This is a genomic window from Pseudonocardia xinjiangensis (assembly GCF_050948425.1).
Taxonomy (GTDB): Bacteria; Actinomycetota; Actinomycetes; order Mycobacteriales; family Pseudonocardiaceae; genus Pseudonocardia; species Pseudonocardia xinjiangensis.
The window spans coordinates 3,173,374-3,195,739 of sequence record NZ_CP192009.1 but is presented as its reverse complement, the minus strand read 5'-3'; the positions used below and the strand labels follow the sequence as shown (position 1 = coordinate 3,195,739).

Below are 22,366 nucleotides of genomic sequence, written 5' to 3'. Positions count from 1 at the left end.
AAGGGCCCCCCAAGAAAGGCCTGGGGGGATCCGGCGTGAGCGCGCGCTGGTTCCGGCGCGCTCGGCGACGGGGGGACGTCGCGCCGGACAGATGAGTTCCGGCGCCGCCGTCGGTCTACCCGTCGAACATCAACCGACCGGAAGGGAACTCCGATGGCGAAGGTCATCTCCACCCTGTTCATCGCGGCCGACGGCGTCGCCGAGATCGATCCCGACTGGCACTTCCCGTACTTCGACGAGAACATGGGCCGCGCTGTCAGCGAGGACTACGACACCGCCGACGTGCTGCTCATCGGCCGCGAGACCTACGACAGCTTCGCCGGGGCATGGCCCGACCGCGAGAACGCCGGCGGGGACGATGCACCCTTCGCCAAGCAGCTCGGGGACACGCGCAAGGTCGTCGTCTCGCGCCAGCCCCTCGAGTTCTCCTGGCGCAACTCCGAACTGATCGACGGCGCCCTCGTCGAGGCCGTCACCGCGCTCAAGGGCGCCCCCGACGTCCGGGGCATCCTCATTCCCGGCTCGATCTCGGTCGTGCAGCAACTGCTCGCCGCCGGGCTGGTCGACGAGCTCCGCCTGCTGGTGCATCCGGTGGCAGCACGCAAGGGCCGCAGGCTCTTCGACGACGGTGACGCGCCCTACCACCTGGCGGTGACCGCGACGGAGACGTTCCCGACGGGCGTCATCCGGGTGATCTACTCGCCCGCCAAGGAGCCCACCCCCGCCGGCTACGACGAGGTCAAGAACCACGTGCCCGACGGGAAGTAGCAGCCGTCCACGTCTGCGTCCACGACGCCTAGGGTGCGCCCCGTGCGTGTTGCCTCCGACTCGTCCGCGTCCACCGTCACGAGCCCCGAGGTCCCCGTGGCCTCCCGGCAGGACGGCACCTACCCCCGGCCCCAGATGATGCGCAGTGCCTGGGCGGATCTGGACGGCATCTGGTCGTTCCGGCACGACGACGCGGACAGCGGCCTCGGCGCGCAGTGGCACACGGGTCTGCCGGAGGCACGGGAGATCACGGTGCCCTTCCCACCGGAGTCGGTGGCGTCGGGGATAGCGGAGCCCGGGTTCCACCCCGTGGTCTGGTACGCCCGCACGATCACCGGGGACGATCTGGCCGCTGCGGGCAGATCCGAGCCAGCACCAGTGGTGTTGCTGCACTTCGGCGCGGTGGACTACCGGGCGCGCGTGTGGATCGACGGCAGGTTCGTCGGCGAGCACGAGGGTGGCCACACCCCCTTCACGTTCGACGTGACCGCGCTCGTGGCCGAAGGTGACAGCCACGTCCTCGTCGTCCGGGCCGAGGACGACCCGCACGACCTGACGCAGCCGCGTGGCAAGCAGGACTGGCACGAGGACGCACATGCGATCTGGTACCGGCGCACCACCGGAATCTGGCAGACCGTGTGGCTGGAAGCGGTGCCGGCCACGAGCATCGAGCACGTGCAGTGGCTCCCGGCCGGCCTGGCAGGCGTCGATCTGACCGTCCGGCTTCGCGGGCGGGTCGCTGCCGGCACGCGCCTGCGGGTGGCGCTGCGGTTCGACGAGCGGGACGAGGACCTCGCCACGATCGACGTCGACGTGGCCGAGGGTGCCACCTCCGTCCGGGTGCCGGTGCCGGTACGGCGCCAGCGCAACGGGCAGGCCGAGGACGAGCTCACCTGGTCACCGGAGCACCCGCGGCTGGTCGACGCCACCGTCTCGATGCACGACGCCGGCGGGTGCGTCGTCGACGCCGTGGGCTCGTACCTGGGGATCCGGACGGTCGGTGTGGGGCGCGGTGCGTTCCTGCTCAACGGACGTCCGTACGACGTCCGGTCGGTGTTGAACCAGGGGTACTGGCCGGACAGCCACCTCGCGGCGCCGTCCCGTGCCGCGCTGCGCCGCGAGGTCGAGCTCATCAAGGATCTCGGGTTCACGGGGTGCCGGATCCACCAGAAGATCGAGGACCCCCGCTTCCTGTACTGGGCCGACCGGCTCGGACTGCTCGTGTGGGGCGAGACCCCCGGCGCCTACGAGTTCTCCGCGACCGCGGTGCAGCGGCTCACCCGGGAGTGGATGGACGCCGTCGACCGGGACGCCTCGCACCCGTCGATCGTCACCTGGGTGCCGTTCAACGAGTCCTGGGGAATCCAGCGCATCAGCGAGGACCGGGCACAGCAGGCGTACTCCCGGGCGCTGACCGACCTCACCCGGGCCCTCGACCCCACCAGACCCGTGGTCTCGAACGACGGTTGGGAGCAGCAGAACTCCGACATCATCACCGTGCACGACTACGAGGGAGACGGTGCGGTACTCGCGCGCACCTACGCCGACGAGTCCGCCCGAGAGCGCCTGCTCGCGGGCATGGGCCCGGCCGGCCGCCGCATTCTGCTCGATGGATCCGAGGATCTCGGCCAGCCCGTCATGCTCACCGAGTTCGGTGGCATCGACTACCAGCCCACCGGTCGGCGCGAGGACGGCTGGGGATACACCGCCGCTGCCGATGTGGAGGACTGGATCGCGCGCATCACCGCCCTCTACGACGGGATCAGGGCGAGCACCTTCCTCGCCGGCTCCTGCTACACCCAGCTCACCGACACCATGCAGGAGACGAACGGCCTGCTGACGGCCGACCGGGAGCCGAAAGCACCGATCCAGCAGATCCGCGGTGCGGTCCTCGGACAGAGCTGATTCGCTCCACCGTGCGGTTCGGCTTCCAGCACGTTCAGAACCTCCCGCCGGCGACGGTCACGAGCCGCGGGTGTCGCCGGTGAACGGGCAGTCCGTCACCTGCGCGGCCCGGCGATGGAGCTCCCTCATGACTGCGGGCAGCTCCGCCGGGCCGCGCAGGGCCGCCGGAAAGTTCAGCCGGGTGAGCCGGGATCCAGCCCGGCCCTCGATGAGAAACGTGATTCCGAACCGGTCGACGCGGACCGGCGCCACCGCGTGCACGCCCTGCAGCAGATCGCGGTCGAGCAGGTGGGCGAGCTGCACCACCTGCTCCGGGTGGGCACACAACAGGTGCGCGACCACCTCGTCGCTGCCGGCGGCCAGCGGGTCGGCAGTGGCACGGGCGTAGGCGTCGGGATCGACCGGCTCGCCGTCCAGCCGGAGCTGGACGACCGAGACCCGGAGCAGCGTGGACGCGTCGGGGCGCAGCACGGTCTCGACCGGCTGGTCCCGGTGGGCCGCCAGCAGCACCTCCAGCGCGACCCCGACGTCGTCGGCGGCCTCGACGACGCCGTGCACGGTGACCGAGTCGAGCCGCCGGTCCGGGCCGGGCACCGGGCTCACGAGCGCGCTGCGGACGGTGACGGGCACGGCCTGCCCGGCCACGCGGGCCGCGAGCGGCCCGTCCTCCGGCACCAGCAGCACGAGGGAACCATCGGTGTCGACCGCGACGACATCCAGGACGACGGTGAGGTCGGCGCCCACCTCCATCACCGAGGTGGGGGCGTTCGACAGCACGGTGCGGGAACGCTCGGCAGGGTCGGGGCCCGGTGGGGCGGCAGGCGAGATCACACGACTCCTCCACAACTTAGGTTCGCCTAACCTTAGCCATCCGCGTTCGGAGTGCAAGCGTTCCCGGGCGGTTCCGGCGTCGTGATCCTGACCCCGGAGTACGCGTAGACGGCTGACGCAAAGTGCTGCAAGATCGCAAACGGCACACACCGCGGCCGGGACCGTGCGGCGCCGTCGGTGCCACCCCTGCCCAGACGCTCTCGGGTGCTGGGAAACCAGTCTCGAAGCCCCCAGCCACCCCGCCCGACCTGGCGACTCGAAGCCGCGCCGTCAAAAGGACATCAGTGCTGGCCACTTACATCCGGAACATCGGGCCCTTCCGGTTCCTGGTGGCACTCCTCGCCACGTCGGTCATCACGTTCAACCTCGTCACGCTCGACTTCCAGTTCGCCGACCAGATCTCGAGCGTCGTCGCCGCCCTCCTCGCCGTCCTGTCCCTCGGTGGACTCGGCAACCCGTCACCGAAGCTGACGATCGAGGAGGGCATCCGGAAGATCGCGGAGGAGGTCCGCGACGTCTGGAAGGAGCAGGAGCGGAAGCGCGGTCTGAGCGACACGTCGTTCATACCGCTCCGGGTGAAGATCATCTCCGGGCTCGACGCGAGGCACGGCGAGGTCTCCGCGTTCCTGGCGACCCCGGCGAAGTCGCCACTGTGGAACCTCGAGGACATGCGCCGGTCGTGTGCGGCTGTGGTCTACCGGTCCGACCTCCGCCGGGTCGTCATCTTCGGCGAGGAGGGCACCGGGAAGTCCACGCTCGCGGTCGCCCTCACGCTCGGACTGATCGAGCGCTACTTCACGAAGCGCGGCGACCTCGTCCCCCTCTGCTTGTCGCTCAACTCATGGGATGCCCGCCGGGACTCCTTCGAGGACTGGCTCAACCGCCGGCTCGAGACCACCTACCCGATCCTGCGGTCCTTCCGTCGTGGTCCGGACGGGATCGCGCGGACGCTCACCAACTCCGAACAGTTCGTGTTCGTGCTCGACAGCCTCGACGAGATCGCCGACGGCAGCGACGTCACAGGTGCCCTCCAGCGGATCGAGGCGTTCTTCCCGGAGCGCCAGCGTCTCTGCATCCTGGCCCGGGACCACATCTACGAGAGAGTGCGGCTGCGCAACACGGCGAAGCTCCGTCTGTGCCGATCGACACGGGACGACGTCCGGCGCTATCTCGGGGCGCTCTCGGCGCGGGACCAGGCAGACGGCGGTCTCGACGCACTCCGCGCGGCGATCCGATCCGGTCGGGCGGCGCATCGCTCGGCGATCGTGAGGGTGCTGCGGACACCGCTGTACCTGCGCTCGGCGTACAACGCGATCATCGACGAGAACGTCACCGCGCACGAGTTGCTGGACACCGCCGAGCAGGGCGGCGAGAGGGGCCTGAAGGAGCGCCTGCTGGCGGCCGAGGTGGATCGGGCCTTCACCAGGGCACCGATCCTGCAGAAGCCCCGGGCCCTGTACTGGTTGATGTACATGGCGCGGGACATGGAGCGCAGGAACTACGTCTCGTACGCGTGGTGGCGGGTGGGCGACGCGATACCGCGAGCAGCGCTGGCAGCAATGGCCGCGAGCCTGATCGCGCCGGCATATCTCCTGGCGATCGTCATGCCCGTCGGGCTCACCCGTGGACTCGCGATCGGCGCAGGCACCGGCGCGATCCTGGGGATTCTCCGGGGCTACCCGGTCGGCCTGCGTCACGTCGCCGTCGCGGCACCGATCGCCTGGGTCGAGGTGTTCATCCTCGCCGTGCTGGTCCATCCACCGGTCCAGGCCGTGGCTGATGCGACACAGCTGGCCGTGGCGATCGGGCTGGTCCTGCTGCTGAAGGAACGGTTGGTGGTCGACAGGCCGACGGTTGCCGCGCTGACGGCCGTCGGGATCGCCGCGGTCACCGCCCTGGTCGTCTCGGTGGTGAGCCAGGTCACGGGCCTCCAGGACCAGTACCGGAGCCCGCCGGACATCGTCATCGGCGTCCTCTTCGGCATCGGCATCGCCGTCATCGCCGCACGCCTGCTCATCGAGCGCCCACGCACCCAGATGCGGGCCTCACGAATCCGGCTGACCCCCGCCCCGCGCATCACCTCACCGATCTGGCCGATCCTCGCCGCCGTACTGCCGGCGAGCCTGATCGGGGTGGGCGGAGGCATCGGCGGCGCAATCCGGTACGGCCAGGAGTACGGCCTCAGCCTGATGTACTTCTTCGGTCTCACCATCGGGGTGCCGGTCGGGCTGATCGGCGGACTCGTCAAATGGCTCAGCCTGCCGCTCGCTGCCGGCAGTCCGTTGGAGGGATCGTCGCCGTCGTCGGTGGAGGGGGCCCCGCTCAGAAGTGATCGGATCGTCGCACTCCTGAGCATCGTGAGCCTTGCGACCGCGGCCACGGGAACGATCGCGATCGCCATCAGCTACCTGACCGGGCCGCTGGCGGTCATCCATGCCGTCAACTCGCCCGGCTTCTCTCTCGAACCAGCTCAGGGAATCCTCTACGGACTCACCATGGGCGTGATCGTGGCGTGTTTCTTCACGGCCTGGCCGACGTATTTCATCGCCCACATGTGGCTGCTCTGTCTGGGCCGCCGGTATCCGTTGCAGCACCAGACGTTCCTCGACGCGCTGGTCAATGCGAACCTGATGCGGAACGAAGGACCATTGCTCTACTTCCGGCACCGGGAACTGCAGTCCTACCTCGGGCGGACCACCCGGACGGTCAACCCGGCAGTTGCCGCTGATCGAGAGGCCGGATCTTCTGCGACGTCCAGTACTCCTCCAGCGAGGAGATCCGCCCGTCCTCGAACGTGAGGAGCGCGACCTCCATGATGCGCTTGCGGAAGCCGTCGTCGAGATCGTCGAACTCGGCCTCCCACTTGACCGTCACACGGCCCGTCTCCTGATCCACCGAGGTCAGGAGGTGTCTGCACGTGATGTTGTCCTGCGACTCGACGACCTTCTTCTGCCAGTAGCTGCGGATGCTCGCGACACCGAGCATGGGCCCCGCGTAGCCGCCCTCCTGGTAGGTCGCGTCCTCGGTGAAGATCCCGGGGATCAGGTCCGGATCCTGTCCGGCCCACGCGCGCAGGTACTCGGCGACGACCTGATCGATGTGGATCCTGGACAACTCCACGAATATCCCCTGGTACATCGAGCCGTGATGGATGACCACCCGGGTAAGGATGAGAGCGTAGTCCCGCCGAGAGCGCGAATGCTAACGAGCCGCGCCGGCCGGTTGCCGCCGAGGGGGTAGCGGTCGATATGCGCAGCCGGTAACACGCAGAAGACTCGGACCGGATCAGGGACGTTCTGGCGGTGCCGCGTCGCCGGTCGCGTTCAGGGCTTGCGGCCCCAGGCCGAGATCATGGGTGAGGTGGCCAGATCGGGGACGCGTCCGGTGTCGATGTTGTCGAGGTGGTGGTCGATCTCGGCGGCGGTGGCGATGCCGCCACTGATGAGCCGGTCGCGGATCTGCTCCACGGTGGCGCGCTCGAGCGCGGTGCAGGCCGGTGCGGTGATCGGGAAGTAGGCATCGGCACCGACGTCGACCAGCCCGTGGTCGCGCAGCAGCCGGGGCAGGGTGCGCCCGTAGGCCAGGTCGGCGGCGCGGCCGGCCATCAGCGTCCGGAAGCCGCTGCGGAGCCGGTTGGCCAACTGTTGCTCAGGGCCGTGCTCGTCGGGGCAGATCAGCGGCTGCAGGCCGGGGTCGGCTTCTTCGAGGAGGAGCCGGCCACCCGGGCGCAGGGCCGCGACCATCGAGGTGAGCGCGGCGTGTCGGCGAGGAACGTGGGTCAGCACGAGCCGGGCGTGCACGAGGTCGAGGTCGGACGCCGGGGGGTCCTGGGCGCCGACGTCATGGCGGAGCACGTGCACCCGGTCATCGGCGAGGCCGGCCAGGCACGAGGTGTCGATGTCGGTGGCCACGACCATGCCGGTGGGGCCCACCTGCCCGGCCAGCCAGTCCGGGACCGACCTGCCTCCCGCGCCGACCTCCCAGCACCGCCAGCCGGCGCCCACGCCGAGGTCGCGCATGTGGCGGAAGGTGGACGGATCGAACAGCGTGGCCAACGCCTCCAGCCGCGCCCCGGCCCGGGTCTGCCGGTTGTCCAACAGGTAGCCCTCATCTGCGCCCACGGGCAGAGTGTGCGCCTGTCCCGGCCATCCCTGTGGATGCCCTTCCCACCTCGATCATGTGCCCAGCCCGTCAGCGCATCCGGTCGACCGCTTCCTCGGTGGACAGCACCTCATGGGCGAAGAACCGGTAGTTGACGATCGCGGCTTCATAGCCGTCGCCCCAGACCGGATGCCGGGGCCCGGCGGTCGCATCCTTGAGCATGGCAACCTCGAAGCCCTGCTCGATGAATTCGCGCATATGGGATTCGACGCACATGTTGGCCAACATGCCCCCGAGGAGGATCTTGCCGATCCCTCGCTTGCGCAGCTGCAGGACCAGGTCGTTGGTCTGCGGTCCGAACACCTTGTGCGGACTGGCCACGATCGTCCTGCCATCATCAATATAGCGCTTGAAGCGATCCAGCCAGTCCGCGCCGGAGTTCGAGAAACCCGTCAGATCGAGCGGCCCGCTCCGGGCGAATGTATGAGTCTCGAACTCGGCGGTCTCGAGCGGCCCGTTCATCAGCCAACCACTGTCGGTGGGGTAGAAGTAGTGAGGTGAGATGAACACCTCATAGCCACGGGACTTGGCCACCTCGAACGTCCGCTCCATGTTCTCGACCGTCTTGTTCTCGGTGACGCTTGCGCCGACCGCCCCCCAGTTGGCCCCGGCCTCGCTCAGAACGTCGTTCTGCGGGTCGATGAACACCACCGCGGTGTCGCCCTTCCGGATGTCCATTCTTGCTACTCCTTAAATCGCTGCCGAGGACCGGAATGACTGTTTACGCTACGCGCCGGACAAGTTGGCAGATTGACGAGGGAGTAGATCGTACCTGCGCCGAATCGGCCGCGGAGCCGCCATTTGGCGGCGTCCGGGCTGCTCCGCAGAAACGATGGCCGGCGACGACGACCGGGGCCGTCCCGGCCACTACCCGCACAGCTCGGCAAAGCGCCGGGCGTCGATGTTGCCGCCCGAGATGACGACGCCGATGCGCCGCGGTAGGTGCTCGATCCGGCCGGCCATCAGAGCCGACAGACCCCTGGCGCCGCTCGGCTCGACGACGATCTTGAGCCGTTCGAAGGCGAATCGCATCACCTGGCGGATCTCGTCGTCGCTCACCAGCGCGATGGCTTCGACCAGACGCTGGTTGACGGCGAAGGTCAGCTCGCCCGGGACGGGTACGGCCAGACCGTCGAGCCCTTTCCGGAGATCACGTGGGGATGGTCGTACGGCGGAACGAGGGCCATGCCCCGCTCAGCGCCCACCAGCTCGTCCACGGCGTGCGAGCGCAAGACGGGCGTCCGATGCGCGACACCCTCGAGCCGGGCGGCGGCGCCGAGGACGTCGTCCAGGGTGACCGGTGGGACGTACGCCATGGTGAATGCACGCGCCCTCTCGCACGTCGCCTCCTGCTCCTCGTTGCCGCGCGGCTCCTGCACGCGGCAACGAGGACGCCCTTCCCCGTCATCGCCTCACGAGTCGACAGACGGCGAGGGCGTGCCGGCCACCGTTGTGGACTCGCCGGCCGCGAGCATGAGCAAGTGCTCGCTCAGCCCGCGCCGCGCGAAGGCCGACGGGATCGCGTCCGGCTCCTGCGTGAGGTGCTGCCAGCTGTCCAGGTGAATGGGGATCACGGTCGGAGAGCCGAGGATCTCGGCCGCCTGGGCGGCCTGGTCACTGCTGAAGGTGAGGTAGGCGTCCATCAGCGGACTGCGTGCGCGGCCGGCGAAGATGATCGCGATGTCGACCGGGCCCGCATGATCGGCGACGTCACGGACGACCGCGAGCGAGGCGTTGTCACCGCTCACGTAGACGGTGGGCAGCCCGGCCCCGGACAGGACGAAACCACGGACCTCTCCGGTCAGGTGTTCGGTGCCCGCGGGACCGTGCTGCGCAGGTACCCCGGTGATCCGCAGTTCCCCGCCGTCCGGCCGCGACATGACGTGGCTGCGCCACAGCGGCAGTTCACGGGTGACACCGCCGAGCCGCTCGGCGGCGGCTGCGGTGCTGAGCACCAGCGGCACGTCGCCGATGAACCGCCGTCCGGCGTCGTCGAGGTTGTCCGGATGCTGGTCGTGTGACAGCAGCACCACGTCCACCCGGCCGACCGAATCCGCCGGTACCGCCGGCCCGGTCGTCTTGAGCAGGTTCCGCTGCCCGACCGGGTGGTCGCCGGGAGGATCGAATGTGGGATCGGTGACCAGCCGCACTCCGCCGATCTCGATCACAGCCGTGGGGCCACCGATCAACTGAACTGTGATCGATGCGTTCACGTCCGCCGTCGCGGACGGAGCAGATGAGGAAGATGCAGTCATGCATTCATAGTGCCCCGGCAGCCACAGGGGGTGTGAGTGGCGCGGAAGCTATCCACCGATCGATTCAAGCCACATCGAACGACAGACCGGCGCCCTGGTTCCCACCACGTCCCGATTTCGCGGATCATCGGCTCAAAGGGCACGTCTACAGCACCGGCGGTCAGCGCGACAGAACCTGGCCACACCTGGCCGGAATCAATCGATACTCAGCTTGGATGTCCCTCACGGTGAACCGGAGGCTCGGCGCACTGTCGAGATATGACGCGGTCATGGTCGCCCGCTGCAGAAATACGACAGTCAACGATGCGGGCCGATATGAGTATCAGGCCCACGGATCATGAGGTGCAGCGTGAGTGACATGGTGAATATCGATCTGAACGAGGCAGGCCGCCAAGCAACAGTGGCGATCGTCGGCGGGGGTGCGAGCGGGACACTCACCGCACTTCATCTGCTGCGCGCCAGCAGTGACCCTGGCCTGCGGATCGTGCTGTTCGAGGCCGACCCGAGCCATCGGCATCTCGGCGTCGCGTACGGCACGACCGACTCGCGGCATCTGCTCAACCTCCGCGCACAGATGATGAGCGCATTTCCGGACGAGCCTGACCACTTCGCGAACTGGGCCCGGCGCGCCGGCCGCAAATGGAAGCCCACCGACTTCCTGCCGCGGATGGTCTACGGCGACTATCTGAGAGACCTGGTCGCCCAGTTCGGTGACGACCGCCTGACGATCGTCGGAGCCCGGGTCGAGGACGTGGTGGCCCGCGAGGGTGGCTTCGAGATCACCACGACCGTCGGGACCGCCCTGGCGGAGTCCGTCGTGCTCGCCTACGGCGTGGCCGCTCCCCGCAGGCTGGCATCCGCGGCAGGTCCGGTTCCCGGCGCCGCGTGGCATCTGCAGAGTCCGTGGGATCTCGCAGGGCTCGCACGCGTGCCCGACGACGCGACGGTCGTCATCGCCGGCAGCGGGCTCACCGCCGTCGACGCTGCCATCACGCTCCTGGACGACGCCCCCCGTCGCCGGGTGGTGATGGCCAGCCGTCGCGGCGAGCTGCCTCGCGCCCACGTGGAGCAGGCGATGCCCGAGTGGTCGACCCGGATTCCGTCCGGCCCGCTGGCCGCGGACGAGGTCGCCGCGCTGGTCTATGAGCAGATCGCCGAAGCCAAGCGGCAGGGCGTCGACTGGCGCGCAGTCGTCGACGGCCTGCGCCCGCAGTCCCAGTCGATCTGGCGTCGCTTCGACGAGGGCCAGCGCCGGCGTTTCCTCTCCGCATACGTCCACGCCTGGCATCTGCACCGCAACCGGATGGCCCCCCAGGTCGCTGCTCGGATCACGGAGTACCGCGACGCCGGGCGGCTCACCCTCCACGGCGGCGGCCTCCAGTCCGTCGAGGACCTCGGCACCCGCTGCCGCGTGCACCTCACCAACACCACGGTCGATGCCGAGGCCCTCGTGAACTGCACGGGTCCGCTCAGCGACATCACGATGACCACCAACCCGCTCCTGCGAGCCCTGCTCGACCGCGGCACCATCGCCCCGGATTCGCTCGCCCTCGGCCTGGCGTGCACCGAGCATGGCGAGCTTCTCGACAGCCGCGGCGACGTCGTGCCGGGCATGTACAGCGTGGGTCCGCCCACCAAGAGCTCCAACTGGGAAGCCATGGCCGTCCCCGAGATCCGGAACGAGGCCGCCGGCCTCGCCAAGCACCTCACCAGCACCGTTGCCGTGAGCAGGGCCGCAACGCCCGTGACCGGACAGTGAACACGCGGACCCGGCCGACACCGTTGGACCGAGCCCGTGAGGAGAACGAGCCCGGGCTGGGGCGGCGTCGCAAGCTGGTGATTCTGGCCATCTCCTGCACGGGGTTGTTCCTCGTCGGGTTGGACAACACCATCATCAACCTCGCCCTGCCGTCGATCGGTCGTGACCTACAGGCCTCGGTGTCGAACCTGCAGTGGGTGATCGACGCCTACAGCGTCGTGCTCGCGAGCCTGCTCCTGCTCGCCGGCTCCATCGGGGACCGGATCGGCAGGAAGCGTGTCTTCCAGATCGGTCTGGTCCTGTTCGGCCTGGGGTCACTGCTCTGCAGCATCGCCCCCAACGTCCAGCTACTGGTCGTGTTCCGGATGCTGCAGGCCGTGGGCGGGTCGATGTTGAACCCCTCCTCGGTGTCGATCATCACGAACACGTTCACCGAACGCCGGGAGCGGGCCAGGGCCATCGGCATCTGGGGCTCCGTGGCCGGGTTGAGCTGGGCGCTCGGGCCGATTCTCGGCGGCGTACTGGTGGACGTCGACGGTTGGCGGTCGGTGTTCTGGATCAACGTGCCGATCGCGCTCGCCGCCGTGGTTCTCGTGACACGGTTCGTGCCGGAGTCCCGCGCGGCACGGGCACGGCAGCTCGACCCGATCGGGCAGCTGCTGGTGATCGCACTGCTCGCCACGCTGACCTACGCGATCATCGAAGCGCCGCAGCTCGGTATCCGCTCGCCGTGGATCATCGGCTGCGCCGTCGTTGCGGTCCTCTCGGCGATCAGGTTCGTCCGCCATGAGCTACGCACGGACCACCCCCTGCTGGACGTCCGGTTCTTCAAGAGCGTTCCCTTCAGCGGGGCCACGCTCATCGCCGTGGGCTCGTACGGCACCGTGGCGGGGTTCCTCTTCCTCAATGCGCTCTACCTGCAGGCGGCGCGGGGGTTCTCCCCGCTGTTCGCAGGCGTGCTCACCCTGCCGGCGGCGATCATGATCCTGCTGCTGTCCACCGTGTCCGGACGCATCGGCGGGAACCACCCCCGCATTCCGGTCACGGTCGGAGCTCTGGCGATGGCGGTGAGCTCGTTCATGCTCGCGCAGCTGACCGGGGGTTCGCCACTCTGGCAGGTGGCCGGCGCCTATGCCGTGTTCGGGCTCGGGTTCGGGCTCATCAACCCGGCGATCACCACTGCAGCCGTTTCGGGAATGCCGCCGTCGCAGGCCGGGGTCGCGGCAGCGGTGGCGTCCGCGGGACGGCAGGTGGGCGCGACGCTGGGCGTCGCGGTGCTCGGCTCGGTGGTGACCGCACGGATCGTCGGGCCGGTGTCGACCGGTTTCGTCTCAGCGGCACATCTCGGCTGGCTGATCATGGCCGCGACCGGCCTGGTGCTGTTCGTGGTCGGGTTGGCGACCACGGGTCGCCGGGCTCTTCGCACCGTTCAGGATTTCGATGAGCGAGTGAAGTAGCGGTTGCAGGTGCGCAGACAAATCACGAAAGCGCGGGCAGCCGGTAATGGAATGACACCGACGCCTCCCTACTTATCGTCGGGGCAATCTCGGGTCCCGGTATCCAGATGCAACCCGGCTCGGCGACGTGAAGTTCGGAGGACGCGATGACTCGTGACCGAGCCACCGTTGCAGTGATGATGTTCGACGGGGCGCCCATGTTCGAGATGTCGGTACCGATCAGTGTCTTCGGAGTCGATCGCACACTCGACGGTGCGCCGCAGTTCCACCTCCTTTCGGTACGCGGGGAGCCGGGCGTGCTCACCACCACCAGCGGCATCGAGTTCCGGGTTCCCCATGGTCTGGAGGCACTGCAGAACGCGGGGATCGTGATCGTCCCGGCATGGCGGAACGCCCAGGAACGCCCGCCCGAACCAGCGCTGCGGGCACTGCGCGCGGCGCACGAGGACGGGGCACTGATCGTGGGCCTGTGCATGGGCACCTTCGTCCTGGCGGCCGCCGGGCTGCTCGACGGTCGACGGGTGGCGACCCACTGGTACCACGCCCCGGTCCTCGCGGCCGTGTGTCCCCAGGTCACCGTCGACCCGACCGTCTTGTACGAGGACGGTGGCGACATCGTCACCAGCGCCGGCACAGCGGCCGGACTCGACGCCTGCCTCCACATCGTGCGCCGGTACTGGGGAGCGGAAGCAGCCACGGTCATCGCCCGCCGGATGGTCGTGCCGCCTCACCGGAGCGGAGGCCAGGCCCAGTACATCCGCCACCCGGTTCCCGAGATCCCTTCCGACGACCTCGGCAAGGTCATGACCTACGCCCTGGAACACCTCAGCGAGGCCCTCGACGTCGAGACCCTGGCTGCCCGGGCGCACCTCAGCCGGCGCACCTTCGACCGGCAGTTTCGGGCAGCGACCGGCATCTCTCCCCTCCAGTGGCTCCTCCACCAACGCATCCTGCGCGCCCAGGAACTGCTGGAGCACACCGGCCTGTCGGTCGACGCCATCGCCCGACAGGTCGGGTTCTCCGCGGCCGTCTCGCTACGCCCCGCGTTTCGCCGGGCCGTCGGAGTGAGCCCGCAGGACTACCGCACCACATTTCGGGCCAGAGAATCCGCCCACAGCTGGCCGGAATCGATCGTCGATCATCCGGACGGCAGCTTCCAGCGCAGTTGCTAGACCACGCACAGTACGGAAAACCACCCATGGCCAGCCAAAACGCCGTTCGCCGACGCCGGCACAACTGGCCGGAATGAATCGCACATTGGCGTGCTCAGGACGCCTGGCCGAAGTGACGATGTGCCACCATAGAGACGTGCGCGGGTCATGAATCCTCGTCCAGCAACGCCTTTGCGGATACAAACAGCCGGGCCGGGACATTCGAGGGGTTGATCCGGTAGCCGGCTGAGCTACTTATTGCGGCCCGCGTCGCGGCCACCGCCGAAAGAGACGGACATGAAAGCTGAATGACGTGACAGAGTTTGACCTCAGCTGCATCGACGAAATCCTGAGCACCACTCGAGCTGTGCGCAAACGCCTCGATCTCGACCGGGACGTACCTGACGACACCCTGCTGCACATGATCGATCTGGCCGAGCAGGCACCCTCCGGGTCGAACCAGTCGAGCCGCCGCTGGATGATCGTGCGCGACCAGGATCTGAAGAGGAAGATCGCCGAGCTGTACCGGGCAGCGGGGATGACACAGCTCACGGAGCTGGCTGCCACGGCGACCGAGGCCGACGAGCGTGGTGAGCGTGTCGTCCGATCGGCGATCCACCTGGCAGAGAACCTGGAACGAGTGCCGGTACTGGTCATGGCCACCATCTACGGTGTGCACGACGGCAGCGGCAGGCCGAGCCTGTTCGACTCGGTCATCCAGGCCGCATGGAGCTTCTGTCTCGCCGCGAGGGCACGCGGCATCGGCACGGCATGGACGACCTTTCACCTGCAGCGCGCCGCCCAGGTAGCGCGGTTGCTCGGAATCCCTGATGGCGTCACGCAGGTGGTTCTGTTCCCGGTCGCCTACAGCACGGGTGGCAGTTTCCGTCGGGCCCCCCGCCGGCCGGCCGCCGAGGTCACGTACGTCGACCACTGGGGCTTCACCGACCGTCGGATCTCCCCGGCGGAGCGGGCCCACCCGGGTGAAGGCCGCGGGGTGAGCCTCGATCTCGACATCGACGCCACGCCCGAACAGCTGTGGCCGTTGGTCACCGACATCACCCTTCCCGGAAGGTTCAGCGGCGAAGCCGTCACCGCGACGTGGGACGAGGGACAGCGCCCCGGGTTGGGAAGCACGTTCCACGGATCCAACGCGACCCGCGACTCCGGGCACCCGACGATCAACGTCCTGTTCGCCGGGCCCACCGGCGAGATGGCATGGACGACTCCGTGCCATGTCGTCCGCTGGGAGCCCGGCCGTGCCTTCGTCTACAACGTGGGACTCACCGCGGAGAAGCCATGGGCGCAATGGCGGTTCACGCTCTCGCCATTGGCCGGGACGGGCACCAGGGTCAGTCACTCGATGGTGATGTGCACCGAGGGGTCCGGCACCTCCGCAGCCACGACGCAGTATCCCGATCAGGCGGCGGAGATCATCGTCGGACGTTTCCTCACCATCCGCGACAATCTCCGCCGCACCCTCGAGGGGATCAAGCAACTCGCGGAAGCCAACCGCTGATCAGGCCTGCAGGAGATGGGCAGCGCGTTCGGCGATGCCGTAGACCGTGGCATTGGTGTTGGCGTTGACCGGCGACGGCATGACCGAGGCATCGATGACACGCAGTCCGTCGACCCCGCGCACCCGCAGTTCGGTGTCGACGACAGCGTCGTCGTCAGTGCCCATCCGGCAGGTGCCCGCGTAGTGGAAGTAGGTGCGGGCGCTGCGGCGCACGTAGGCGCGCAGAGCGCTGTCGTCGCGCACATCGGCGCCGGGCTGGGCCTCCTGGCCCCGCCAGGGCTCGAAGGCAGGTGCGTTGCCCAGCTCGCGCGCGGCGCGCAGCCCGGCGACCGCGGCGTCGAGGTCGCGGGGGTCTCGGTAGTAGGCCAGGTCGATCAGGGGGGCGGCGTCGGGAGCGGCGCGGGTCAGACGCACCGAACCGCGGCTGAACGGGGCCACGACGGAGACCACGAGCGTGTAGCCCGCGCCGCGCTCCGGGCCGAGGATCCTGTCGCCCAGCATCGGCGCGATCGCGCAAAACAGCTGCACGTCCGGCCATGGCGCGTCCGCGCTGGTGCGGATCGTGCCCTTGGCCTCGCCCCCGCCGTTGCCCCCCGTCGCGGCGACGGGCGCCAGTGCGTGGTGGACCACGCCGGTGACGGGGTGGTCGTGCAGGTTCGCGCCCACCCCCGGACGATCGGCGAGCACCGGGATCCCGAGATCGCGCAGATGGGTCTGCGGGCCGATACCGGAACGCAGGAGCAGCTGGGGCGAGCCGATCGCACCGGCGGCCAGAAGCACCTCCCCGTCGGACTCCGCGGCGATGACCTCGGACCCGGTCGAGTACTCGACGCCGGTGCACCGCCCACCGCGGACGACGAGCCGGTGCACCAGTGCGTCGGTGACCACATCGAGGTTGGGCCGCTCCAGCACCGGCAGCAGGTAGGCGTCTGCTGCGCTCAGCCGTCTGCCGTCGACGATCGTGAACTCCGCCCAGCCGAACCCCTCCTCAGCCCCGCTGTTGATGTCGTCCACCACGGGATGCCCGACCTGCCGGGCCGCCTCCAGGGCGACCTGCGACAACGGGTGTGGCGGAGAGCTGGGCGACAGCCGCACCGGGCCACCCCGGCCACGCAGGGCGGGATCGCGGCCTTCCACGTGCTCGCTGCGCTTGAAGAACGGCAGCAGGTCGTCGAAACCCCAGCCCTTCGCCCCTGCCGTGACCCACGCGTCGTAGCTCGCCCGATGCCCGCGGATGAACGACAGCGCATTGATCGCCGACGACCCGCCGAGAGCGCGTCCACGCCGCAAAGACACCCGTGGACCGTCCGGAATCTCCACCGACACGCCTCCCCAGTCCATCGAGGAACCGGCCAGCGTGGGCCAGGCCCGAGGGTCAGCGGCGGCGGGCAGCGGGTCCCGGCTCCCGGCCTCCAGGAGCAGCACCCGCGTGCCGGCGTGCTCACTCAGCCGTGACGCGAGCACACAGCCGGCCGTACCGGCACCCACGATCACGAAGTCGTACGAGCGCGAACGAGTACTCATCGAGCCACCTTCCGTTGCGAATCCGTTCTTCCTGGTTGCGCCCGAGGACGCCGACGATCCGGGGGGCGGTCATCACAGGCCGAGCGCCGCGAGGTGGGCCCGCACGCGGGCGGGGTCGGTCGGACCGACCCGCATGCGCCGATACCTCTCGCGGTCTGCGTCAGAGCCGGCGGGCACGGTGGCGTCGATGCCGAGCTTGGCCGTCACCGGGCCACCGGCGGAGGGGTCCAGGCTGGACCCCTTGGCACGAGGCACGACGAGAAGGTCGTGGTCGGCTTGCACGCGTGTGGCGACGGCCCAGGCGATCTGCTCGTCGTCGAGTACGTCGATGTCGTCGTCGACGACGGTGACCTGCTTGATCGTCTCCGCGGCGAGGAACAGCGTCAGGATCGCCGTGGTGACGGCGCCGGGTGCGGGGTTGCGGAGCGCGACGACCGCCGAGAGCCGGCAGGAGCCCGATTCCGGTAGCCGCAGACCCGCGACGTCCAACCCGGCCCGGCGCAGCGCGCGGGTGCAGTGTGCCTCCCGAGGTACGCCGCCTGCATACATGTGCTCCCGGCCACCGGACAGGATCGTCTGGAACAGCGCGTCGTCGCGGTGCCAACCCCCCAGCAGCTCCATGACGGGCGCGGGAGCCGCGGGCCCGTACGTCTGGGGATACTCGCCGAACGGCCCCTCCTCCGCGCGTTGCCCGGCCGTGAAACGGCCCTCCAGCACGACCTCGGCGCGGGCCGGGACCAGCGCATCCACCGTCGGGGCCGCCACCAGCTCGATCGGTGCCGGGGCGAGCGCACCGGCCACCGCGTAGTCGTCGAGGTCGCGTTCGGCGGGGGCCTGGCTGGCCAGCACCAGCACCGGATGGACCCCGATGACGAGCGCGACGTCGAGGTCCTGGCCGGCCGCTTCGGCCTCGGCGAGGATTCGCCGCAGCCGGCCGGGCAGCACCAGCACCCGCAGCTCACGCTCACCCGTGGCCAGCATCCGGTTGATCGACAGGTTCATCCGGCCGCTCGCACGGTCGCGCACCGCCAACAGGGCCGAGGTCAGATACCGCCCCGCGTCGTGCTCGTGCTGCCGCACCAGCGGCAGCACCGACAGCAACGCCTCTCCGTCGAACCGGTTCCCGAGCACCGGCGCATCGGCAGCGGCGACCTCGGGGCAGGCGCGGGGCCGGTCCAGTGCCTCGGCAAAGCGCTCAGCCACGTCGCCGGGTGCGCAGCCGAGCGCGAGGCCCAGGTGATCATGCGTGGGAACCGTGTTGCCGACCAGCGGGAACCGAGCACCGGCCACGTCCTCGAACAGCACTGTCCGGGCGCCGTCAGCACGCTCCAGCACCGCGGCGACATCCTGGTCGGGCTCGATCGAAGCCGCCAGGCGCACGAGGTCGCCACGGGTGCCGAGCAGATCGAGCCACGAGCGCAGGTCGCTCATCACCACACCGCCTCTGAGTTGGCATTCGTGTCGGTGGCCGGGACGTCGCGTCCCTCCGCCGACCTTGCGGTCATGTTTCTCGTCGTCCCCGGCCCGGCGCCGGCTCACGGCCGGGACCCGGGCTCAGCTCGTGGAGGGTGGCGGTCTCGGGGATGCGCGCGTCGCGGCGGCCGATCAGGTTCGCCGCCACGAAAACGACGACCACGGCCAGCAGGAAGCCGCTGAGCCGGCCCGGCACATCGGCCAGGGTGGGGCTGGCGAGGCTGAGGAACGTGGGCATGAGCCCACCGACCATGAACCCGGTGTTCCAGCAGACCGACGTCGCGCGGGCCCGCAGGACGGTCGGGTACCGCTCGTTGAGATGGGCGATCACCGGCGCGATGGCGGCGTTGGCGAAGAAGACGAGCGCCGAGGCGTACAGGATGACCGGACCGAGGTGTCCCGGATCGGTGCGCGACAGTATCGACACGAGCAGCGGCAGCAGCACCAGATTGGCCACTCCGAACAGCAGCATCGTGCGCCGCCGCCCCAGCAACTGGCTCAGCTGCCCCGCCACGATCGCCGCGAACAGCACGACGACGTTGGCAACCAGCAGGATGACACCCTGTGCAGTCCGGGCCACCCCGAGCACCTGGTCCAGCAGCGTCGGCAGATAGCCCGCCGTCAGGTAGTACTGGGCGCCGGCACCGGCGACCAGCACGACGTCGAGCACGAACCCTCGGCCGTGACCCGCGCTGACGAGGTCCGACAGCCGGGCCCTGGCCACCTCGTCCCGGGAACGCGCACTCCACACCGGAGACTCATGGGCGCCGCGCAGCACCGCGTAGCTCAGCAGCGAGGCCACCAGCCCGGCGAAGAACATCACCCGCCAGCCCCACGTGGTGAAGGCCTCCCCCGGGAACAGGTGGGCCACCAGCAGGTACAGCCCGCTGGCCGCCACGCCACCGACGCAGGCCCCACCTCCACTGATCAGCCCGGACGTCAGCCCCCGCCACCGCGGCGCCACGCTCTCGGTGCCCAACGTGTGCGTTGCCGCGACCATCCCGCCGACGAACAGACCCTGGACCAGGCGCAACAGCAGGAACAGTGCGGGTGCCAGCACTCCGATGGCCAGATAGCCCGGAACTGCCCCCATCGCGGCGGTGACCAGTCCCAGACCGGACAGCACCAGCGCCATGTTCTTCTTCCGGCCGTGCCGGTCGGCGATTCCACCGAAGATCGCCGCGCCGGCCGGACGCAGCACCACACTCACGGCGAACGAGGCGTACACCGCGGCCAGGCTCAGCGTGGGCCGGTCGGCCGGAAAGATCACCTGACCGACCGGGCCGGCCACATACAGAAGGATGAACAGATCGAACAGATCGAACGACCACCCCGCGACGGAAACGACGCAGGCATACACGGTGGCCCGCCGGGACCGTTCCGGCGCATCGGTGTCGACCACGCTTACCTCCGGACAGCCGCGTGCTACTTCGGCCGGATCAGATCTTCACGGTCGGTTTGTAGATGTCGAGCCAGATGGCCAGGTCGATCGCGCGTTCCAGGCCGCGCCGGGTGCCCGCGGTGGCCGGCGCGTCGTCGGCGACGGCACCGGTCATCCACTTCCGGTCGACCAGCTCGAAAACCGGATGCGTCGGCGCGGCGAGGTAATCGCGACAGATGTGCCTCAGCCTGGTGATGTACGCCGGATCCTGGGTGGACGGGAAGTTCGCCTTCCGGCGTCCCAGTACCGAGCTGGGCAGAAGGTCGTCACCGGCACCACGCAGCAGGGACTTCTCTCTGCCGTCATAGGTCTTGACCGCCCACGGGACGTTGTAGACGTACTCGACCAGACGGTGGTCGCAGAACGGCACCCGTACCTCCAGTCCGACTGCCATGGACAGCCGGTCCTTGCGGTCCAGCAGCATGCGGAGGAACCGGGTCAGGTACAGGTGGCTGATCTGCCGCATTCGGTACTCGACGTCGTCGTCACGGCCCAGGCGTGGGACGCCGGCGACCGCGCTGTCATACGTGTCCTGGACGTAGTCGTCCACGTCCAGGACGGCCCGCAGTTCGGAGCTGAGACTGTCGGTGTCGAGACCCCTCATGGGCGTCACGCTCGTCAGCCAGGGAAAGGTGCGGGCGCACAGTGCCTCGTCGCTGAAGAACTCCCGGTAGCCGCCGAAGATCTCGTCGGCCGACTCGCCGGACAGCGCAACCGTGGAGCGGGCCCGGATCTCCCGGAACAGCAGGTACATCGAGGTGTCCATGTCGCCCAGACCTTGCGGGGTGTCCCGGGAGCGCACGACGGCGGCGCGCACGTCGAGGTCGGTCAGGTCGTCGGGGTCGAGCAGAACGTCCTGGTGGTCGGTGCCGGCGTGGACGGACACCTCGTGGGCGAAAGGGGTGTCCGGAGCGTCGCGGGCCGCGTCGGCGACGAAGCGCTCGGTCTGGCCGATGTAGTCGACGGAGAAGCTGCGGATGGTCTCGCCGCTCCGCGCCAGCCGCGCGGCCGCGATCGTCGTGATGACGGAGGAGTCCAGGCCTCCGGACAGCAGGGTGCAGCGCGGCACGTCGGACACCAGTTGCCGGGCCACGATGTCCTCGAGCAGGTCCCGGACATGGGCAACGGTGGCCTCCTGGGAGTCGGCGTGCTCGTAGGTGGGCAGGCTCCAGTAACGCGCGCCCCGGACACCGGCTCGGTCCACGGTGGTCACCCAGCCGGGCTCGACCTCGCGCATGCCCTCCCACACGACCACACCCGACTTGACCTGGCTGAACATGTCGCGGAGCCCGTCGAGGCCCACGACGTGCTCGGCCAGCGGGCTGGCCAGGATCGCCTTCGGCTCCGAGCCGAACAGCACACCGTCAGCGGTTTCGTAGTAGTAGAGCGGCTTGACTCCCAGCCGGTCGCGGACCATGACGAGCTGCTGGATCCGGGAGTCCCACACCGCAAAGGCATACATCCCGTTCAGGCGTTCGGCGGAGGCCGTACCCCATTCCAGATAGGCCCGCAGTACCACCTCGGTGTCGGAATGTGTCTCGAAATGGTGGCCCCGGCCGACGAGCTCGGACCGCAGCTCCACGTAGTTGTAGGTCTCGCCGGAGTACACGAGCACCACCGGGCCGCCGTCGGTGTCCACCCGCATCGGTTGCCGCCCGCCCGACAGGTCGATGACGGAAAGACGCCTGTGCCCGAGGGCCGCATGCTCGCTCAGCCAGGTCCCACCCTCGTCCGGACCCCGGCAAGCCAGCGTATCGGTCATCGCCTCGACGCTGTGCCATTCCGCACGCAGGTCATGATTGAACGCCACCCAGCCCGCGATTCCACACATGGCTACCTTTCCGCGTTGATCCTCCGGGTCGACACAGTGAATGTCACGAGAGGCGTGGTCACATAAGCAGATCGCAGTTTCGCTGACATCGTGGACTGCGATCTCCACATGGCCTAGACGTTACAACACCCGGCGGCCGGTTTTCGCAATCAACAAGTGGATCCCGTCACACGCCGTTGAATCCATGACGCCAACAGCATTCAGCGTCGTCGAACCAGCCGGTTATCGATCGATTGCAGCCAAACGCAGTCCCGCATTTCGCCATAACGCGATCGAGAAGTTACGAGACCC

General features: G+C 69.0%; 18 protein-coding genes. 7 read left to right on the top strand and 11 right to left on the bottom strand.

Annotated elements, in window-relative coordinates:
* Nucleotides 1–153 precede the first annotated feature (153 nt).
* The gene (locus tag ACQPZA_RS15120; protein ID WP_433281548.1) at nt 154–768 is read left to right on the top strand and encodes a dihydrofolate reductase family protein; all 615 of its coding nucleotides are present in this window, start codon (nt 154–156) and stop codon (nt 766–768) included.
* A gap of 42 nt (nt 769–810) precedes the next feature.
* Complete coding sequence (locus tag ACQPZA_RS15115; RefSeq protein WP_433281546.1) at nt 811–2,673, top strand: glycoside hydrolase family 2 protein; 1,863 nt, start codon at nt 811–813, stop codon at nt 2,671–2,673.
* A gap of 57 nt (nt 2,674–2,730) precedes the next feature.
* Here ACQPZA_RS15115 and ACQPZA_RS15110 read toward each other — a convergent pair whose 3' ends face one another.
* Nucleotides 2,731–3,504 (bottom strand): hypothetical protein, encoded by a 774-nt coding sequence (locus ACQPZA_RS15110; RefSeq protein ID WP_433281544.1) that lies wholly within the window; start codon nt 3,502–3,504, stop codon nt 2,731–2,733.
* A 284-nt stretch (nt 3,505–3,788) separates the two neighbouring features.
* On the opposite strand from ACQPZA_RS15110, the gene ACQPZA_RS15105 reads away from it, so the two are divergent.
* Complete coding sequence (locus tag ACQPZA_RS15105) at nt 3,789–6,302, top strand: NACHT domain-containing protein (protein WP_433281542.1); 2,514 nt, start codon at nt 3,789–3,791, stop codon at nt 6,300–6,302.
* Here the strand turns inward: ACQPZA_RS15105 and ACQPZA_RS15100 are convergent.
* From ACQPZA_RS15100 to ACQPZA_RS15075, 6 genes are all read right to left on the bottom strand, one after another.
* Nucleotides 6,211–6,663, bottom strand: a complete 453-nt coding sequence (locus tag ACQPZA_RS15100; RefSeq protein ID WP_433281540.1) for a nuclear transport factor 2 family protein — start codon at nt 6,661–6,663, stop codon at nt 6,211–6,213. The two genes, ACQPZA_RS15105 and ACQPZA_RS15100, sit on opposite strands and share 92 nt — an antisense overlap.
* A 164-nt stretch (nt 6,664–6,827) precedes the next feature.
* Entirely contained in the window at nt 6,828–7,625 is a 798-nt protein-coding gene (locus ACQPZA_RS15095; RefSeq protein ID WP_433281538.1) for a class I SAM-dependent methyltransferase, read from the bottom strand.
* A 70-nt stretch (nt 7,626–7,695) separates the two neighbouring features.
* Nucleotides 7,696–8,343 (bottom strand): cysteine hydrolase, encoded by a 648-nt coding sequence (locus tag ACQPZA_RS15090; protein WP_433281536.1) that lies wholly within the window; start codon nt 8,341–8,343, stop codon nt 7,696–7,698.
* 189 nt (nt 8,344–8,532) lie between these two features.
* Nucleotides 8,533–8,769 (bottom strand): hypothetical protein, encoded by a 237-nt coding sequence (locus ACQPZA_RS15085; protein WP_433282823.1) that lies wholly within the window; start codon nt 8,767–8,769, stop codon nt 8,533–8,535.
* A complete protein-coding gene (locus ACQPZA_RS15080; RefSeq protein ID WP_433281534.1) occupies nt 8,766–9,044 on the bottom strand; it encodes a hypothetical protein in 279 nt (92 codons plus the stop codon). Before ACQPZA_RS15080 ends, ACQPZA_RS15085 begins: the two co-directional genes overlap by 4 nt.
* A gap of 33 nt (nt 9,045–9,077) precedes the next feature.
* Complete coding sequence (locus tag ACQPZA_RS15075) at nt 9,078–9,920, bottom strand: MBL fold metallo-hydrolase (protein WP_433281532.1); 843 nt, start codon at nt 9,918–9,920, stop codon at nt 9,078–9,080.
* A 358-nt stretch (nt 9,921–10,278) separates the two neighbouring features.
* Between ACQPZA_RS15075 and ACQPZA_RS15070 the strand changes: the two genes are divergently transcribed.
* The 4 genes from ACQPZA_RS15070 to ACQPZA_RS15055 all read left to right on the top strand — a co-directional run bounded on the left by ACQPZA_RS15070 (nt 10,279) and on the right by ACQPZA_RS15055 (nt 15,806).
* Nucleotides 10,279–11,679, top strand: coding sequence for an FAD/NAD(P)-binding protein (locus tag ACQPZA_RS15070; RefSeq protein ID WP_433281530.1), 1,401 nt, complete (start codon nt 10,279–10,281; stop codon nt 11,677–11,679).
* Between the two features lie 23 nt (nt 11,680–11,702).
* Nucleotides 11,703–13,136, top strand: coding sequence for an MFS transporter (locus tag ACQPZA_RS15065; RefSeq protein WP_433281528.1), 1,434 nt, complete (start codon nt 11,703–11,705; stop codon nt 13,134–13,136).
* A gap of 146 nt (nt 13,137–13,282) precedes the next feature.
* The gene (locus tag ACQPZA_RS15060) at nt 13,283–14,308 is read left to right on the top strand and encodes a helix-turn-helix domain-containing protein (protein WP_433281526.1); all 1,026 of its coding nucleotides are present in this window, start codon (nt 13,283–13,285) and stop codon (nt 14,306–14,308) included.
* Nucleotides 14,309–14,600: 292 nt separating this feature from the next.
* The gene (locus ACQPZA_RS15055) at nt 14,601–15,806 is read left to right on the top strand and encodes a nitroreductase family protein (RefSeq protein ID WP_433281524.1); all 1,206 of its coding nucleotides are present in this window, start codon (nt 14,601–14,603) and stop codon (nt 15,804–15,806) included.
* On the opposite strand, the gene ACQPZA_RS15050 is transcribed toward ACQPZA_RS15055, so the two are convergent.
* From ACQPZA_RS15050 to asnB, 4 genes are all read right to left on the bottom strand, one after another.
* The gene (locus ACQPZA_RS15050; protein ID WP_433281522.1) at nt 15,807–17,330 is read right to left on the bottom strand and encodes a GMC family oxidoreductase; all 1,524 of its coding nucleotides are present in this window, start codon (nt 17,328–17,330) and stop codon (nt 15,807–15,809) included.
* 72 nt (nt 17,331–17,402) lie between these two features.
* The gene (locus tag ACQPZA_RS15045; protein WP_433281520.1) at nt 17,403–18,761 is read right to left on the bottom strand and encodes a UbiD family decarboxylase; all 1,359 of its coding nucleotides are present in this window, start codon (nt 18,759–18,761) and stop codon (nt 17,403–17,405) included.
* Nucleotides 18,762–18,831: 70 nt separating this feature from the next.
* Nucleotides 18,832–20,205: an MFS transporter gene (locus ACQPZA_RS15040; protein ID WP_433281518.1), complete on the bottom strand. Its 1,374-nt coding sequence runs from the start codon at nt 20,203–20,205 to the stop codon at nt 18,832–18,834.
* 37 nt (nt 20,206–20,242) lie between these two features.
* Nucleotides 20,243–22,075 carry an asparagine synthase (glutamine-hydrolyzing) gene (gene asnB, locus ACQPZA_RS15035; RefSeq protein ID WP_433282822.1) on the bottom strand — a complete coding sequence of 611 codons (1,833 nt, stop codon included), beginning with the start codon at nt 22,073–22,075 and terminating at the stop codon, nt 20,243–20,245.
* Nucleotides 22,076–22,366 lie beyond the last annotated feature (291 nt).

Excerpts from the sequence above, each read along its gene's own strand:
- ACQPZA_RS15120 (WP_433281548.1), top strand. The coding sequence starts at position 154 with ATGGCGAAGGTCATCTCCACCCTGTTCATCGCGGCCGACGGCGTCGCC.
- ACQPZA_RS15090 (WP_433281536.1), bottom strand. The coding sequence starts at position 8,343 with ATGGACATCCGGAAGGGCGACACCGCGGTGGTGTTCATCGACCCGCAG.
- ACQPZA_RS15075 (WP_433281532.1), bottom strand. The coding sequence starts at position 9,920 with ATGACTGCATCTTCCTCATCTGCTCCGTCCGCGACGGCGGACGTGAAC.
- ACQPZA_RS15070 (WP_433281530.1), top strand. The coding sequence starts at position 10,279 with ATGGTGAATATCGATCTGAACGAGGCAGGCCGCCAAGCAACAGTGGCG.
- ACQPZA_RS15060 (WP_433281526.1), top strand. The coding sequence starts at position 13,283 with ATGACTCGTGACCGAGCCACCGTTGCAGTGATGATGTTCGACGGGGCG.
- ACQPZA_RS15050 (WP_433281522.1), bottom strand. The coding sequence starts at position 17,330 with ATGAGTACTCGTTCGCGCTCGTACGACTTCGTGATCGTGGGTGCCGGT.
- ACQPZA_RS15045 (WP_433281520.1), bottom strand. The coding sequence starts at position 18,761 with ATGAGCGACCTGCGCTCGTGGCTCGATCTGCTCGGCACCCGTGGCGAC.
- asnB (WP_433282822.1), bottom strand. The coding sequence starts at position 22,075 with ATGTGTGGAATCGCGGGCTGGGTGGCGTTCAATCATGACCTGCGTGCG.